Origin of the sequence: Maridesulfovibrio sp., assembly GCF_963676065.1 — a bacterium.
Taxonomy (GTDB): Bacteria; Desulfobacterota; Desulfovibrionia; order Desulfovibrionales; family Desulfovibrionaceae; genus Maridesulfovibrio.
Genome location: NZ_OY780933.1, coordinates 809,474 through 825,367 on the forward strand (window position 1 = coordinate 809,474; position 15,894 = coordinate 825,367).

Sequence of the window (15,894 nt, forward strand, 5' to 3'; positions counted from 1 at the left end):
GACTTACATCTGTTGCCGATACGGCAGGATGTCTATTTTTGATAAGGAGAGATTAATGAGCGAACCTTTCAAGGACGCGGTGGGAATTTGTAAAACCATCATGCGTAACGGCTATGATGCTTACATTATTAATGAAAGACTTCAGAAACTTACCATCGACGACAAAGGCGAAGAAGTTGAACTGGATATTTCCACCGAGCTTGATTTCAAAAGACTGAGCAAGCTTTTTCCCAACGTCCAGCCATCCGGTCAAAATGACATAACCGCAGTGCTGAAAGAAGGTGGGAACACTTTATACTTCTATCCTGCTGAAACCAGCAATTCCGCGCATCCTGAAGAAAGCGTATCCCGTATGACTCCAAGGTTGCTCAAAGCTTTGGAGAAAAAACATCAGATCCCCATGTCTCTGGCCTGTCCCTACATTCCCAAGGCACAGGATCAGTATGAAGGATTTGCAGAGCTTTCCAGTGGTGAAGTCCGTTTGCTGGGCATCCCGGACCAGGCTCTAAAAAGTAATTATCTCATGGGTATCAGGGCGTTGCGTTTCGCAGCAAACTACAATCTGCCCATTGAAACAAATACCAAAATCGCAATCATCCGTTCCTGCAAACGTATTCTCGACTACGTTCCGGTTCCCGAAATCATGGATGAATGGCGCAAAGTTGAAGCGGAAAATATGTATGTTTTCGTTTCCCTGCTTTTTGAAACCATGCTCCTGCACGGCCTTATTCCCGAGCTGGCCGCTCTTTCACGCCTGACTCAGGTTAAAAACAGCAAAACAGGTGAAACCGAAGATGTATTTACCCATACTCTGGACGTAATGCGCCTTTACCCCGAAGAGCTTCCTTATGACTGGTTCGGCGTGGTAGCGTGCATGTTTCACGATGTGGGCAAACTTTATACCGCAGAAGAAGTGGACGGAAACTGGCAGTTCCTGCAGCATCACCGCGTTGGAGCAAAAGTAACCAGAAAAATCCTGACTCGCCTGAATTTCCCTCAGGAAGATGTGGACCTGATCTGCGATCTGGTACGCAATCATATGCGTTTCCACTTTATGCTCACTGACAAAGGTATCCGTAAATTCAAGGCTCTGGATGAATACCCCCGCCTGATCGAAATTGTTCGTGCGGACATTAAAGCACGCGATACCACTTACAAAGAATTCAACCACAACATGAAAATGCTTGAGCGTGCCGATATCCCCGAAGAAGCACTTGATCCTTTCCTCAATGGTAACGAGATCATGCAGCACACAGGACTCAAACCCGGCCCACGCGTTGGTATGATCCGCGAAACTCTGCTTAAAGCACAGATTTCCGGTGACGTTTGCAACATGGATGAAGCCATTGAGTATGTGATTGAGCAGGCAAATAGAGCATAAAGCTCCAGCTCTCAATAAATATAAGAAGCCTCTGGAATTTAACGTTCCAGAGGCTTTTTTATGATCTTTTTTACGGGCATTCCCCGTAAGTCATTTAGCTTATCTCTCGCAGAGATCCTTCTCCATATCATTCCGCAGATGACCCTGCCCGGTGGATTCGAGTACAGCCCGCCAGTAGTCGGACTTGATGTTAAGCTTTTTGCGCTTGGTAGTTACAAGATCCAGCGGCAGATGCACATAACGGGCCTGCAAACGGCTGACGACCATTCCGGTCTTTCCGGCCATAGCCGCATGCACGGCGTGCTGACCAAGGAAGCCGCAGTATACGCAGTCGTTGGCGTTGGCCGGGACTGAACGGATAATATAACTGGGATCAATAAATTTCAGGGTTATATCCTTGCCGCTGTCCTTGAAGTAATCCTTGATACGCCTGATGATAAGAGTACAGACATCACAGAGAACCGGATTGCCGGAAGCATCCTTTTCCCCGGTATATTCGCATTGTTCCTGACCGGCACCCTCTGCGCAGACGATTACTGCGTGCTGACGTTCTTCCAAGCGTTTTTCAAGGGAGCGCAGCAGCCCGTATTCGCCATCAAATTCAAAGGAATGTTCAGGGACAAGCACAAAATTTACATCCTTGAGCGCCAGTGTGGCCTGCGCGGCGATGAAACCGGACTCGCGACCCATAAGCTTTACCAGCCCTATCCCGTTAACAACACCTACGGATTCCACGTGAGCGGACTGAATTGCTTCAGTAGCTTTATCCACTGCGGTATCAAAGCCAAAAGATTTGGTTACGAAACTGATGTCATTATCAATTGTTTTGGGAACCCCGATAATGGAGATCCTAATCCTTCTTTTTTCCACTTCTTCAACAATTTTCTGGGCCGCACGCATGGTTCCGTCGCCTCCGATCATGAAGAGTACAGAGATATTCATGCGTTCAAGGGCGTCCACAACCTCTTCTGGGTCCTGCGGACCACGAGAGGAGCCGAGTATGGTTCCGCCGAACTGGTGGATATTGGCGACCTTTTCGGCTGTCAGCTCCACAACATCATGACCATACTTGGGTATGAAACCCTGTAATCCGAACCGTATCCCCAGCACAGACGGGACTTTGTACAAGTAATGAGCCTCGAGTACGATGGAACGGATAACGTCGTTCAGACCGGGACAGAGTCCGCCACAGGTTACTACAGCGCATTTAGTCTTTGAAGGATCGAAATATGTAAATGCCCGGGGGCCCGCCTTTTCAAATTCCTGATACACATTAGAATCAACGGAAGAATCCATTTCCTCTTCCGCAAGATTGACCAGAGTTCTTTCCTGATCCTCAATGAACACGCACCGTTTGAGCGGAGAAGGAATCTTCGCCTTGCCCAGCACCGGAATTTCAGTATTGATCTGCTGTGCTTTATCTGCCTTTGTAACCATTTCAAACCTCCCGCGGAATCCATTGGTTCCGTCAGTCGTAAATAGCAGTTATTTTAATTCGTCTTCAATAAGCGGTACCCAAAGAGCGGGACTGTCCGCCAGAACGGATTCACGTATAGGAAGCTCCATGGGATGAAGCATCAAATGTGCAGTGGTTCCGGCTTCTTCCCACCAGAGATAGAACCTGTCCTTAATGTACCTGCCGTAAAGGAGCATGGTCCCCTGCTGGCAAACAAGATCATAGAGACGAAATAACTTCTTACCAGCCTTGTATACACCTTTGCTGGGTGAAATCAATTTCCAGTCATCAGCTTCCGATTCAGTGATCTCCTTCCCGTCCAGTGTACTATAGTAACGCGTTTTGCGGTCAAGATCACGTACCCTGAGTAACTTTTGTGTCGCGGAATAGGAAACAATGAACATGGGCCTGCCCAGATGTTCGGTAATCTTCCAGCGATCAACTCCGGTAGAATAGACCAGACCGCCGTTTTGCTCATAAATCCATGCCGGTTGCAACTTCAATGCTTCGGACTTCTTCACAGTAGCCCTTTTCCGTAAATCCCAATAAACTTCACTGCCGTTATCGCGGGTCAGGCAGACCACATATCCGGCCATTCTGGCATTTACAAAAGGTCCTCCGGGAACTTCATCATGGCCCATGCTGACCTGATTTTTGGTTCCCTGCTTGATGATTCTACCCGAGGCCTCCACAGCCACCAGCACTCCTTGTCCCGGGGTGTAGCCAAGGTAAAGAGGAGTACCTTCAAGTATTGAAATTTCCTGCAGGGGGCCAGAAACAGGACCGCAGAGCAATGCATTAAAACTGTCGATAACTCCCAGCCATTCACCGGTTCGAGAGAGGGCCATCATCTTGACCGGGCCATGCTCAACAGGAAGTTCACCCGGAATCCGAAAGCACTGCTCAAGGTCGAAAACATATATCTCGCTGCCGGACCGGCCTGTGGCAGCGAGTTTCGGGCTGCCCGGCCCGTAACCTGTCTGCAAAGCACCACCGCCGCCGGGCAGACTAACTTTGCGGCACTGAAAACTGCTCCAGATGCGGACAGTGCCGTCATAAAGAGCTGCTGCAAGTCCCTCTTCATTGCCGGCATAAGAAGCAACTCCACCGGCAATAATCGGCAATGCTTTTTCTCTTTTAACTGAGATAAAAAGTTTATCTTCAAGTCCCATAAAAGGCGGATCATACAATTTTCTTGCGCTGACATATTTTTTATTCAGCAATTGGGAGACATAACTTTTCAGGGATTTTGACGTACCTTTCCGCAACTGGGAAGGCACATTTATGTATGCCTGCCCGACCCTTTCTTTAGCAGCGGCATTACTTTGGGCGGGTACGCCGGTCGTTAAAACCAAAAGAGCCAGAAAGATATACGCAGCTTTAAATTTTTTAAAACTCATTCCTCATTATTCCTTGATTTTACTGCTCTGCAAGGTGATGCGCTCAACTATGCTTCTATAGTATTCATCTTCTTCATCAATAGCTATTTTCTTACCGCGCATATTCTTAATGCGCTCGAAAAGCAGATTCACCTTCTGCATTTGGCTATAGCGTTCCTTTTCATCTTCCATATATTCAAGCAAATCAAGGGCGGAATGAATATCTTTTCTCAGCTGCATTTCAGGCGGCAGGTAGCCACCGTTTTTCAAGGCCTTGTATGCCATGCGCAGTTCAGGTGGAATCATGGAATCATCTTCCAGCTCAAGAGGCTTCCCCCTGCCGGGAAGATCCTTGAATTCACCTTTCCGTTCAGCTTCCTCAATTCTCGTTTCAGCTATGGCCGCAATAAAATTCATCAGAGCCCCGTATCGCGGAAGATTTCCCTTCTCCCGAACCATTTATCATTTTATTTACTTCGATATTTCAACTTCCGGAAACGTTAAGCCAAACCGAATAAAGATTTTACCTGCGTAAGGGTCAAAATCCGGTCTACCGGTTCTGTAACCGCAATGATCTTAACAGTGCGATTATCCTCTAGCAGAATCCGACGCAATTCAATAAGTGAAGCAAGACCGGAGCTATCCAGATAATTCAGCTCGGAAAGATCAACCCGGACTTCGCCGGATGTCTGCATAACAAAATTATGCATGTGTTCCCTGAGCTCAGGGGTTACAGTGAAATCAACTTCGCCAATAATTTTGATCAGGACATCCTTAACCGAGGATTCCATTTTCCAGACTGTGCCCATAAATATCTCCTTAATCGACCAGCATCACAGCCCGGTCTCAAGCCCTGTATATTTCGACTACGGTCGTATCATCATTAGGCGGGGTTTCTCCCCTCCATGCTGCGACGTCTTTCAGCAAAGATTCCCCGGCATGCGGAATTTCACTCCGTTTTAAAGATTCTTCCAAACGCTCTTCTCCGAAAAAATCCCCTTCGCCATTTCTTGCTTCATCTACTCCGTCAGTGACAATAATCAGGGATTGACCATTTCCGATGCTAATCTCGCCGGTCTCGAAGTCACAATCATCAAGGATCCCCACAGGAAGTCCGAAGGTTTTTCCGATAGGTTCAACCTTATCCCCAATGACCAGTAACGGCAGTGGATGCCCCGCCATGGCGTATTCGCATTTTCCACTTTCCGGAGTATAGCGCAGCAGTACCATTGTTGCGAAGACATCGCCGTTCATAAATTCAAATGCCCCGCCATTAATCGCTTTAAGCATGTGGCCCGGATTTCGTTCATTTAAAGCTTCCGCCCTGATTCTTGTCCAAAGAGCAGACATGATCAAGGCCGCAGGAAGTCCCTTGCCGGCAACATCCGCCACGTAAATGTACCAGCTTCCGTCGGGGTTAGGTATGAAATCGTACAAATCACCGCCCACAAAATGAGCCGGGACTGAACTGCCCCATATCAGATTGCCGTTATCCAGTTTAGGCTGTCGGGGATTAAATTGTTTCTGTATGCGGGAGGCTGCTTCAAGCTGAGTTTCAAATTTCTGCTGATTAAGACGCTGCAGCATCAACTCCGAGCGGACAAGCGCCACTCCCGCCAAATGACCGAAGCTTTCAAGCAGCTCCTCATCTTCACTGCCAAAACAATCTTTGTTCACGGAATTGAGGACCTGTACAACGCCCAGTAATTTATCCTGATGAACAATCGGGGTACAGAGAATACATCTGGTGACGAATCCGGTTTTGCTGTCCGCCTCTTTGGAAAAGCGGGGATCATTCTGAGCATCAGTAACATTCAATGGATGCTGATTCAGGGCAACCCAACCGGCTATTCCCTCGCCCATGGGCAGTTCAAAGCCTGTTTTCAAATTCTTCATTGCCTTCTCGCCCAGCACATCATTCATGGCCCATGCAAAATTAAGAACGTCCCTTTCCTTGTTATAGAGCATGATTGAGGAGGCTTCTGCACCGGTAACATCCTGTGCCAATCTCAAGAGTTGAGGCAGCAGATCCACCAACGACTCAATATTGGCCAGAACTTGATTAGCCTGAATCAATTTTTTTAATCTATTGGCTTGTGCGTTCAAAGCTCCTCCCCGGAACAAATCAGAATTATTTAAATACAATTAATAAAAAAACACCATTTTGCCATATTTTTAAACGGCTGAAACTATTCACTCCAGACGTTCACTTCCGGCTTAGGCCAGTCTCGCACAGCTTCGGCAAGCTCTTCCACAGATGCTGTGGCCGCTCCGACCTGTCCGACAACAATTCCCGCGGCATAATTAGCAAGGACTGCGGAAGTGAGAGGATCAAGTCCTGCGGCAAGGCCGAGTCCCAGACTCGCGATAACAGTATCCCCTGCCCCGGTCACATCAAAAACTTTACGCGCAAATGTGGGAACGTGCTTGACCACCTCGCGGGATTCAAAAAGAGCCATACCGTCTCCACCAAGGGTAATCAACAGATGTGTAGGTTCGATGCGGTCAAAAAGTCTACGGCCGGCTTCAAGCACATCTTCTCTCGTTTTAACATCCATATGAGCTCCCTCTCCTGCCTCTTTGGAATTGGGAGTAAGCATAGTTACAGCTTTATAACGGTCGTAATTTGCTGTCTTCGGATCGACAAGAATATGAGGCTTATGATGCTTTTCTTCGAGCAGATTCCAAAACCTTTCAAAGAAAGACTGCGAAAGAAGCCCCTTGCCGTAATCAGAAAGGATCACCACTTTGTAATCACAGATCTCGCGTTCAAGAAACGCAAACAACCGGTCCATAAGTGCATCATCGAAATCGACAGTTTTTTCCCGATCAACCCTGACCATCTGCTGATTATGAGCCATAACCCGTGTTTTTTTTGTTGTCGGGCGATCATCAGATTCATACAGGGAACAGGGAATACCGGAATCCTTGCACAGCTGTTCAAACACCTCACCTTCGCCGTCATTACCGACAAAACCTGTTAAGTGAGGCTCTCCGCCAAGAGCGGAAATATTGCGGGCCACATTGCCGGCTCCACCGAGCAGATACTTCTCTTCAGTCACCTGAACCACGGGCACCGGTGCTTCCGGGGAAATGCGCTCAACCGAGCCAATCACATAATGATCAAGCATCACATCTCCAATGATCAGCACTTTGCGGTCTTTGAGCTCCGGGAGAATGCTTAAAATTTTATTATCCATTCCATAAGTCCTTTTATACTGTCCTGCTTTTCAATAAAAGCACGGCTGAGAATCAGATTTTGTACAACTCTGATGATCTGTAAATAATCATGAACGAAGTTCAAGAATCGCCACCAGCCGCTCAAGCTCCTGCTCGTCCGCATAACTGATAGTCAGCTTCCCTTTATTCTTTGAGCCGCTGAATGCCACCTTGGTCTCAAGGGCAGACTCAAGGCGCTCTTTGATCAATTCTAGGTTCTCATCAATTTTCCTAGGCTCTTTCTTTTTAGCAGTAGATTTACGCTTGGGAGGAGCGTCACCTTCAGGAAGCTCACCATGTTCTTTAAAGTATGAAGCTGCACCTTCACATTGCCGGACGGATAGCCCACTGTTCATGAGTCTATCAAACAATTCATCACGGGCATCATCATCAGCCACCGCCATAAGCGCCCGACCATGGCCTGCGGAAATTTTACCTGCCCCAATAGCATTCTGAACAGGTTCGGAGAGGGTCAGCAGGCGCATGGAGTTTGAAAGCGCGGAACGGCTTTTTCCGACCTGACCGGCCAGTTGATCCTGACTTAAACCGAACTTACTGATCAATTCCTGGTAACCTTTGGCTTCTTCAATTGGATTGAGATCTTCACGCTGAAGGTTTTCAATCAAGGCGATGGCCATGCTTTCAAGATCGGTCATTTCCTTGACAAGAGCAGGAATTTCTTCCAACCCGGCAAGTTTAGATGCCCTCAAGCGCCGTTCACCGGCTACCAGCTCAAAGCGATTCTTACGTCCTGCAACAGGGCGCACCAATACAGGCTGAAGCACCCCCTTCGCCCGAATAGACTCTGACAAGTCTTTTAATGCTTCAGGAGAAAATTCCTTTCGCGGCTGATTAGGGTTGGCCACGATCATATCAATTCCTATCTGCCGGGCATCAATTGAAGCCTCCGGAGCTGTATTTTCATCAGCCCCCCTGCCTCCACCGAGAAGAGCATCAAGTCCTCTTCCTAAACCGCCAGTGACACCTGCCATGGACTTTCTCCTTATGTTTTCAGGTCCATAAATACAGACCGGACAATATTTCCTTTGACTTGATCAAAACCGTGATTAATGTATCCAGAACCCATCAATAACAATGACGTCGGAGGCTACATGTCTAAACACGATGATAATCTTACTGAACTTTTCGATAAAAACGGTAACGTGATCGGGGCCCTGCTCACTGCGGATCTTTGGTCCAAAGTAAAACCCCTTATCAAGGACCTGCTCCCCAAGGAAGAACCTCAAGAACGTCCTGAACCAGTCGGTGATTGGAACACTTTAAAAGACTACTGGGACTTTCCTTATCCTGTTGACACTGATGTCCATTGTGAACTCTGCGGCAGCAGAACAGAGGATTGGGAAAAAGATGATCCCCGTAAATTCAGATTAATGTCCTGCAACCTCGGCGGGCTGGTCTCATTTAAATGCGCTGAATGCAACGCGCGCATTGTAAAAAAACATTTTAAAGATGAGATAACCGTTGAGTGTACACCTTACATTGAAGAAAAAGACACCAACTATGAAGCCCGTTACTAGTTTTTTCTTCTAACTGACGCGACTCAAAGGCCGGCAGAAATGCCGGCCTTTTTTTATTTCTCATTTTAAATCGCATCATGCCTTTTGACTACTTCCTGAGCGAGACTGAGATAAGCCAGAGCCCCATTCGATTTAGCATCATAAGAGATAGCCGGTTTGCCGAAACTGGGAGCTTCAGAAAGCCGTACATTTCGCGGCACAATTGTCTCGAACAAACTGTCCGGAAAAGCTTTTCGAACTTCATTCTTTACCTGACGAGCCAGCCGGTTGCGCTTATCATACATGGTCAGAACGACACCGAGCACAGCAAGATCAGGGTTCAATCTTTTTTTGACCAGCTCGAAAGTCATCAAAAGCTGGGCCACCCCTTCAAGGGCATAATATTCGGTCTGGAGCGGAACCAATAATTCTTTAGCCGCGCAAAGAGCGTTTACCGTCAATAGACCGAGTGAAGGAGGACAGTCAAAAATAATATAATCGTATTCATCATCGACTGTCTCAACGAGATCCTTCAAATAATACTCACGTCCCATCTTATCAATTAGCTCTATCTCAGCCCCGACCAGATCCTGACTGGCCGGCATAAGAGAAAGATATGGGATGTCCGTTTGATATATTGCCTCGCGTGCTCTCTCCGGTTCAAAGAGAACAGAATATACATTTTCTCTAGAATCTCCAGGATAGAACCCAAGTCCACTCGAACCGTTTCCCTGCGGATCACAGTCAACAAGTAAGACTTTTTTTTCCATAACAGCAAGGGAAGCGGAAAGATTAATTGAGGTAGTGGTCTTACCTACCCCGCCCTTCTGGTTGGCTACTACAATTCTTTTTGCCACTTGAAACCACCTTTTTATCGAGATTTCAATTTTCATGTTTCACGTGAAACATCTCACCGAAGTTGAAACAAAACAACAGAGCCCAAGCTAGTCTGAAAAAAAGTTTAAATCAAGAAAAGCAAGAGCAAAAATGAGTAATGAGAATAACAATATCACACGATGATCAAGATAAATTTTAAAATTAATAAATAATTTCAGCTAACAATAAATTATGACAAAAAAAAGGCCGCTTAAAAGCGGCCTCCATAAAAACAAAAATAAATGTCGACTATACGTTGTAGTAACCTTTGTACCACTCTACGAACTTGGCGATACCTTCTTCTACGGTTGTTTCAGGCTTGAAATCAACATCGCGAACAAGATCATCCACATTTGCATAGGTGGAAGGAACATCGCCAGCCTGCAAAGGCATCATATTTTTTTCTGCCTTTTTACCGATGCAATCTTCCAACACTTCAATGTAGCGCATCAGCTCAGTAGGCTGATTGTTACCGATGTTGTAAAGACGGAAAGGCGCGGGGCTGGTTCCCGGATCGGGAGCATCGCCGGACCAATCTGCATTTGAAGTAGCAGTATTCTTCATAACTCTGACCACACCCTCTACGATGTCATCAATGAAAGTGAAGTCACGGAGCATCTTACCGTGGTTGAAAACATTGATCGGCTTATCTTCGTAGATAGCTTTGGTAAAAAGAAACAAAGCCATATCCGGTCTGCCCCACGGGCCGTAGACAGTAAAGAAACGAAGACCAGTAGTTGGGATGTTGAAAAGATGACTATAAGAATGAGCCATAAGTTCATTGGACTTTTTGGTTGCTGCATACATGCTGATCGGATGATCCACGTTGTCATGAATACTGAAAGGCATGTTGGTGTTTAAACCGTATACAGAACTGGAAGAGGCATAAACGAGATGCTCAACACCATTATGACGGCAACCCTCAAGAATATTCATGAAGCCGACAACGTTAGAATCAATGTAGGCCTGTGGGTTGATCAGGGAATAGCGAACACCGGCCTGAGCAGCGAGGTTCACCACATGAGTGAATTTTTCTTCTGCAAAAAGCTTTTCCATTGCCGGGCGGTCAGCCATGTCCATATAGGCAAAGGTAAATTTTTCGTTATCCTCAATCTGTTTAAGACGATTCTTCTTAACGTTTACATCATAGTAATCATTAAGAATATCAAGACCTACAACTTCATGCCCTTCAGAAAGAAGACGTTTGGAAAGGTGAAAGCCGATAAATCCGGCTGCTCCTGTAACTAGGACTTTCATTATTAATCACTCTCTTGGTCGTTTTTATTCATTGCCTCTCCCCTGCCGGAAAACGGCGCCAACATCTTTAATAAATCAAGAGGAAGAGGAATTATAGTAGAAGATTTTCCTTCAGCAGACATCTCTCTCAAGGTCTGCAAATATCTAAGCTGGAGTGCTTCAGGATGAGCGGAAATAATCTCCGCTGCCTCTGACAATTTGCCGGCAGCCTGAAATTCACCCTGAGCATTGATAACCTTGGCCCTCCGCTCACGCTCCGCTTCGGCCTGCTTAGCCATAGCTCGCTGCATTTCCTGCGGAAGATCAATGTATTTAAGCTCAACGGTACTAACTTTTATGCCCCAGGGATCAGTGTGCATATCAAGAATTTCTTGAATCTGGCTATTCACTTTTTCTCGCTGGGAAAGTATTTCGTCAAGTTCAACGCCTCCACATACGCTACGCAAGGTGGTTTGTGCAAGCTGAGAAGTGGCAAACATAAAATCCTCAACTTCCAAAATAGCCTTGATCGGATCAGTTACGCGGAAATATACTACGGCGTTAACCTTGATACTAACGTTATCACGAGTGATAACATCCTGATTAGGAACATCCAAAGTCATTATCCTAAGAGTAACCCGGGTCAAGCGATCCACGATAGGAATCAGGATTATCAGCCCGGGACCTTTGACATTTATCACTCTACCAAGTCTAAAAATCACACCTCGCTCATACTCGTTCAGCACTTTCAAAGCTGTGATCATAAAACCAACCACCAACACAATCACGGGAATAATAAAAGTCATCTGAACCTCCCAAAATTTGTACTTGATCAATTCTTTTTTACAATTATCAGGGTCAAACCACGAGCTTCAACAACTGAAATCATGGTTCCGGGAGTAAAAATAGTTTTGTCTTCAGTTTGGGCATTCCATATTTCCCCCCTTACCCGGACTTTCATGCGTTCTCCTTTTACCTCGAGTACTTGTCCTTCAAGTCCAGCCATGGTTTCAATACCAACACCTGATTTAGAAATCTGAGCTCTGGTAACAAGATAAATAATTATCACGATAAAAACCGAAAAAGTAAGGACAGTACCAAAAATTGTCGCAATTGGAATTCCCGGTGCTCCTTCCCTGAAAAGGACCAAAGACCCTACAAAAAGACTGATGACCGCACCCAGACTGAGCATCCCGTAACTGGTTATAAAAATTTCAAGAACAAACAAGATTAAACCCAGCAGAATCAAAAGCAATCCGGCAGCATTGGTGGGCAGAACGGACATGGCATAAAGTCCCGTTACGAGGCAAAAAGCTCCAATGACACCGGGCAGGACCACACCTGGATGTGAAAACTCGAAAAACAAACCCAGCATACCGCCCAAAAGGAGAAAATAAGCCACTTGCGGATCCAGAAGCCATGAAAGAACTCCATAGCTAAGTCCGGGATCAAAATTAGTTGATGTCACCTCATTCTTGGAAAACTTAACTTTAGTACCCTCAATTAGTACCCCCCTTGCGCCGAGCTGTTCCAAAAAATCTTCAACAGACACGGCCAGAAAATCTACGATATTAAGCGCGACTGCATCCTGAGCTTCAACACTGGCACCATCCGTTACCGATTTTATGTACCAGTTGATATTGCGGTTCCTTTTACGAGCAATTCCTTTAATAAGGCTGACCATGTCCCCGGTAACTTTTTTATTCATGGTCTTGGAAAGATCTTCGCCGGATGACGTAACCGGACTGGCGGCACCTATTGACGTTCCAGGAGCCATAGCAGCTACCTGCGCCGCTCCGGTAATAAATGTACCGGCTGAGGCTGCATGGGCCCCTTCTGGACCAACCCAGACGCATACCGGGATATTGCTGTTCATGATGATCTTTACCATTTCACGCATGGCAGAGACTGAACCACCCGGCGTATCGAGACTTATAAGCAAAAGGTCATGATCGTCATCATCAGCTTTCGCTAGCCCCTCTTCGAGCAGATAAACCTGCGCAGGGCTTATCCCACCTTGCAAATCAAGCAACAACACACTGATCTGCTTTGCATAAACCGACCCGGCAGAAAAGATCACGATTAAGACAGCGAATATGATCAACCTGAAAATTACACCTTTACGCTTTCTTGAATCATACATGGCGACTCCTGTGAACAAGGACAGATATTCTTCATAATGCCAAATCAGAGTGAATAAATAAACAAATGAAAAATAAAACCCCGCCTAAAGAAGCGGGGTAGAGATATTCTATATAAAAAAACTAGAAAAGAGGTAGTCGCAAAAGCGAAATGCACAGCAGCTGCTGCTCATCCGGGGGAAGGTTTTTAAGAAAATCAGGATCATGCAACATAAGAATCTGCACCCCGTTAATATGTACGGACGCAGAAGACGAAGGGGCGTCCGGAGCTATGATAGACCGGGCCTTATCTCCAAAAGAAGCAACAAATTTAACTCCGTAAGATTCAACACCTTTCCAGAATATATCTGATTTGTTTTCAATCTCACTGCCATTCCATGAAGTACATGGCCAGAATGAAATGGCTCCTTTCGGTAGTCCCATATAACCGATCAGGGACTGAAAGAGCTTGCGGCGCTCAGCATCTGCCTGACCTGATAAATCCTGTCCCATCTGGGCATAGGTCCAAAAAATCTGAACACGCGGGTTGATTCGCCCTGCCAAGGCGGACCACGGAGCCGGCCATGATTCAGGCACGGGAAAATTGACATTCGGCTTTACGGACTCTTTGCGTGTTGGCATACGCGAAGGTTTGGCCGGAGGTGTCCTATCGAAAGAAGGACGCTGTTTTCGGGACTCCGGTTGAACCTGTTGCGGCTGAGGAGGAGTCTTCGGAGTCGGGTGTCCTGACCGTGAAACCTGTGCGTGACCGGAAGGCTTCTGCCGAGGATTCTGAGCCTTAGCAGCGGAAGGACGGCGTACAGAATTTTCAAGCTCCTCAATTCCGGGCAGCGCATCCTTGAAAACATACTGCAATCCGTTCTGATACCACGGTCTGGTACTTTCCAGCACATTTAATTCTGCAGAAGGAGATCCCATATACGCCACGCTACTTCGGTTTTAGGGAGATCCGGCCATTCTTCTGACCGCCCTGCCCTGTTCAGAACATAGACAGAATTTGTGACTGACTCGAATCCTGCTCCGGGTTTATTAACGGGATTGGCAACAATCAAATCAAGATTCTTGCGCTCAAGCTTACCCTTGGCGGCCTGTTCGATATCAGAAGTTTCGGCTGCAAAACCTATCAACTGCTGATCATCCCTTTTCATGCCGCCGATAGTCTTTAGGATATCCGGATTAGTTGCAAATTCAACATTTAACGTATCATTGCCGGCTTTCTTAAACTTGCCCTCACCGTGTGGAATAGGCTTGAAATCGGCGACAGCTGCAGTAAAACACCCGCTGGTGCAAGTGGGCCACAAATCAATGGCTGCGTCATACATCTGCTGGGCAGAATCAACTTTGATCACATCAATGTCGGCAGGAAACCACCACTTAACTGGACCGGAAATAACAGTTACCTTAGCGCCGCGAAGCCATGCGGCCATGGCGATACAGGCACCCATCAGCCCGGAAGATGGATTGGACCAGAAGCGGACAGCGTCCCACTTTTCCCGGGTGGGTCCAAGAGTGATCAGCACATGCTTACCGCTCATATCATCAGGAGATACGGCACGTAACCCATGAGCATAAATGGATTCAATGGAAGAGAGACGACCGCGACCATGATCACCGCAAGCGACATCACCGCAATCAGGCCCGATGAATTCCACTCCCCTCTCAGCAAGTACACGGCAGTTATGCTGAGTCGCAGGTGCGTCCCACATTGCCGGATTCATTGCCGGGGCAACCAGCTTAGGGCCGCTGAAGGCCAGCGCCTGACAGGAAAGCATGTCATCCGCAAGTCCATGAGCCATACGAGCCAGCACAGAGGCAGTAGCCGGAGCGACAAGCATGGCATCCGCCGCCTGCCCCGGTTCAAGGTGCCCGAAAGTATCGTCCAAGGTTGGATACATTTTCTCCCAGACTTTAAAAGCACCAAGGGCCTCATAACTGAGGCCCTTGATAAATTCCTGTGCACCTGAAGTGAGGGTAACGCTGACTTCTATCCCGGACTTGCGGAACATGCGTAGCAGATCAAGAGATTTGTACGCTGCAATAGAACCACTGACGCCAAGATGAATGCGTTTTCCTAAAAAACAATCAAAATTGAGATGTTCATTCATTACTGTATGTTCTGTTCCTGAACCCCACCGGAAAGCGGTGCGGAATCGGACTTCATTTCAACGGCGTAGATTTCGACCTCAGTATTGTAGGACCCGTCAAAAATTCTCACTGTGCAGCTCTTGTAGGGCTTGGTGAAAGAAAGAGTTGAAACAGTGGAGGTGATGGATCTTTCCTTGGTCCAATTATCTTTTGCCATCTGGTTAACAAAAAAATCGATGAGGGACTGATTTTCAACACGTCCCTTGAGAACGATTTTTCCATACTTAAAAGATTGATCTTCCGCAACGTATGACTGATCGGGGACCCTGCTCAGTTCGTTTGGTACTGCAATATCATCAAATTCTGTATAAGGTACAAATTCTTCATAACTTTCAGTAGCTCCACCGGAAGCTGCTATAGCAGGCGCATCTGAAGATGTATTGGTGCCAGGCACACACCCGGCTAGACCTACGAAAATCATAGAGACAAGAATCATTTTCATGAAAATACGCATAATTAATCCTCCGATTTTAATGCCGACGCATATTGGAATTCAGGACAAAAAATAACATTCTTTATTTAAGAAGCGACGCATACCACCCCG

At 46.7% G+C, this 15,894-nt stretch carries 16 protein-coding genes; 2 read left to right on the plus strand and 14 right to left on the minus strand.

Features of this window, described 5'->3' with window-relative positions:
* Positions 1-55 precede the first annotated feature (55 nt).
* Positions 56-1,381 (plus strand): HD domain-containing protein, encoded by a 1,326-nt coding sequence (locus tag ACKU35_RS03620; RefSeq protein ID WP_319763227.1) that lies wholly within the window; start codon positions 56-58, stop codon positions 1,379-1,381.
* Between the two features lie 99 nt (positions 1,382-1,480).
* Here ACKU35_RS03620 and ACKU35_RS03625 read toward each other — a convergent pair whose 3' ends face one another.
* The 7 genes from ACKU35_RS03625 to ACKU35_RS03655 form a co-directional block, all read right to left on the minus strand.
* On the minus strand, positions 1,481-2,818 hold the full coding sequence (locus tag ACKU35_RS03625; RefSeq protein WP_319763229.1) for an ATP-dependent 6-phosphofructokinase: 1,338 nt from the start codon (positions 2,816-2,818) through the stop codon (positions 1,481-1,483).
* A gap of 48 nt (positions 2,819-2,866) precedes the next feature.
* Positions 2,867-4,237: a WD40 repeat domain-containing protein gene (locus tag ACKU35_RS03630; RefSeq protein ID WP_319763231.1), complete on the minus strand. Its 1,371-nt coding sequence runs from the start codon at positions 4,235-4,237 to the stop codon at positions 2,867-2,869.
* Positions 4,238-4,243: 6 nt separating this feature from the next.
* On the minus strand, positions 4,244-4,633 hold the full coding sequence (locus tag ACKU35_RS03635; protein ID WP_319763233.1) for a DnaJ family domain-containing protein: 390 nt from the start codon (positions 4,631-4,633) through the stop codon (positions 4,244-4,246).
* An 83-nt stretch (positions 4,634-4,716) separates the two neighbouring features.
* A complete protein-coding gene (locus ACKU35_RS03640) occupies positions 4,717-5,025 on the minus strand; it encodes an STAS domain-containing protein (RefSeq protein ID WP_319763234.1) in 309 nt (102 codons plus the stop codon).
* Between the two features lie 37 nt (positions 5,026-5,062).
* Positions 5,063-6,322: a GAF domain-containing SpoIIE family protein phosphatase gene (locus ACKU35_RS03645; RefSeq protein ID WP_319763236.1), complete on the minus strand. Its 1,260-nt coding sequence runs from the start codon at positions 6,320-6,322 to the stop codon at positions 5,063-5,065.
* Positions 6,323-6,405: 83 nt separating this feature from the next.
* Positions 6,406-7,416: a D-glycero-beta-D-manno-heptose-7-phosphate kinase gene (rfaE1, locus tag ACKU35_RS03650; protein WP_319763238.1), complete on the minus strand. Its 1,011-nt coding sequence runs from the start codon at positions 7,414-7,416 to the stop codon at positions 6,406-6,408.
* An 87-nt stretch (positions 7,417-7,503) separates the two neighbouring features.
* Positions 7,504-8,427 (minus strand): ParB/RepB/Spo0J family partition protein, encoded by a 924-nt coding sequence (locus tag ACKU35_RS03655; RefSeq protein ID WP_319763240.1) that lies wholly within the window; start codon positions 8,425-8,427, stop codon positions 7,504-7,506.
* Positions 8,428-8,547: 120 nt separating this feature from the next.
* On the opposite strand from ACKU35_RS03655, the gene ACKU35_RS03660 reads away from it, so the two are divergent.
* Positions 8,548-8,973 carry a hypothetical protein gene (locus tag ACKU35_RS03660; RefSeq protein ID WP_319763241.1) on the plus strand — a complete coding sequence of 142 codons (426 nt, stop codon included), beginning with the start codon at positions 8,548-8,550 and terminating at the stop codon, positions 8,971-8,973.
* 65 nt (positions 8,974-9,038) lie between these two features.
* On the opposite strand, the gene ACKU35_RS03665 is transcribed toward ACKU35_RS03660, so the two are convergent.
* The 7 genes from ACKU35_RS03665 to ACKU35_RS03695 form a co-directional block, all read right to left on the minus strand.
* Positions 9,039-9,809, minus strand: a complete 771-nt coding sequence (locus ACKU35_RS03665; protein ID WP_319763242.1) for an AAA family ATPase — start codon at positions 9,807-9,809, stop codon at positions 9,039-9,041.
* Positions 9,810-10,077: 268 nt separating this feature from the next.
* Positions 10,078-11,085 (minus strand): NAD-dependent epimerase, encoded by a 1,008-nt coding sequence (locus ACKU35_RS03670; protein ID WP_319763244.1) that lies wholly within the window; start codon positions 11,083-11,085, stop codon positions 10,078-10,080.
* 2 nt (positions 11,086-11,087) lie between these two features.
* Entirely contained in the window at positions 11,088-11,870 is a 783-nt protein-coding gene (locus ACKU35_RS03675; RefSeq protein ID WP_319763246.1) for a slipin family protein, read from the minus strand.
* Between the two features lie 26 nt (positions 11,871-11,896).
* Positions 11,897-13,207: an NfeD family protein gene (locus tag ACKU35_RS03680; protein WP_319763248.1), complete on the minus strand. Its 1,311-nt coding sequence runs from the start codon at positions 13,205-13,207 to the stop codon at positions 11,897-11,899.
* Positions 13,208-13,328: 121 nt separating this feature from the next.
* Positions 13,329-14,123, minus strand: coding sequence for a hypothetical protein (locus tag ACKU35_RS03685; protein WP_319763250.1), 795 nt, complete (start codon positions 14,121-14,123; stop codon positions 13,329-13,331).
* The gene (gene coaBC / locus ACKU35_RS03690) at positions 14,099-15,310 is read right to left on the minus strand and encodes a bifunctional phosphopantothenoylcysteine decarboxylase/phosphopantothenate--cysteine ligase CoaBC (RefSeq protein WP_319763252.1); all 1,212 of its coding nucleotides are present in this window, start codon (positions 15,308-15,310) and stop codon (positions 14,099-14,101) included. Before coaBC ends, ACKU35_RS03685 begins: the two co-directional genes overlap by 25 nt.
* Complete coding sequence (locus ACKU35_RS03695; RefSeq protein ID WP_319763254.1) at positions 15,310-15,804, minus strand: hypothetical protein; 495 nt, start codon at positions 15,802-15,804, stop codon at positions 15,310-15,312. Before ACKU35_RS03695 ends, coaBC begins: the two co-directional genes overlap by 1 nt.
* Positions 15,805-15,894 lie beyond the last annotated feature (90 nt).

What these genes read in the sequence shown, in the direction of transcription:
- ACKU35_RS03620 (WP_319763227.1), top strand. Translation starts at nt 56, where the DNA reads ATGAGCGAACCTTTCAAGGACGCGGTGGGAATTTGTAAAACCATCATG.
- ACKU35_RS03625 (WP_319763229.1), bottom strand. Translation starts at nt 2,818, where the DNA reads ATGGTTACAAAGGCAGATAAAGCACAGCAGATCAATACTGAAATTCCG.
- ACKU35_RS03630 (WP_319763231.1), bottom strand. Translation starts at nt 4,237, where the DNA reads ATGAGTTTTAAAAAATTTAAAGCTGCGTATATCTTTCTGGCTCTTTTG.
- ACKU35_RS03635 (WP_319763233.1), bottom strand. Translation starts at nt 4,633, where the DNA reads ATGAATTTTATTGCGGCCATAGCTGAAACGAGAATTGAGGAAGCTGAA.
- ACKU35_RS03640 (WP_319763234.1), bottom strand. Translation starts at nt 5,025, where the DNA reads ATGGGCACAGTCTGGAAAATGGAATCCTCGGTTAAGGATGTCCTGATC.
- rfaE1 (WP_319763238.1), bottom strand. Translation starts at nt 7,416, where the DNA reads ATGGATAATAAAATTTTAAGCATTCTCCCGGAGCTCAAAGACCGCAAA.
- ACKU35_RS03655 (WP_319763240.1), bottom strand. Translation starts at nt 8,427, where the DNA reads ATGGCAGGTGTCACTGGCGGTTTAGGAAGAGGACTTGATGCTCTTCTC.
- ACKU35_RS03660 (WP_319763241.1), top strand. Translation starts at nt 8,548, where the DNA reads ATGTCTAAACACGATGATAATCTTACTGAACTTTTCGATAAAAACGGT.
- ACKU35_RS03670 (WP_319763244.1), bottom strand. Translation starts at nt 11,085, where the DNA reads ATGAAAGTCCTAGTTACAGGAGCAGCCGGATTTATCGGCTTTCACCTT.
- ACKU35_RS03675 (WP_319763246.1), bottom strand. Translation starts at nt 11,870, where the DNA reads ATGACTTTTATTATTCCCGTGATTGTGTTGGTGGTTGGTTTTATGATC.
- ACKU35_RS03680 (WP_319763248.1), bottom strand. Translation starts at nt 13,207, where the DNA reads ATGTATGATTCAAGAAAGCGTAAAGGTGTAATTTTCAGGTTGATCATA.
- ACKU35_RS03685 (WP_319763250.1), bottom strand. Translation starts at nt 14,123, where the DNA reads ATGGGATCTCCTTCTGCAGAATTAAATGTGCTGGAAAGTACCAGACCG.
- coaBC (WP_319763252.1), bottom strand. Translation starts at nt 15,310, where the DNA reads ATGAATGAACATCTCAATTTTGATTGTTTTTTAGGAAAACGCATTCAT.
- ACKU35_RS03695 (WP_319763254.1), bottom strand. Translation starts at nt 15,804, where the DNA reads ATGCGTATTTTCATGAAAATGATTCTTGTCTCTATGATTTTCGTAGGT.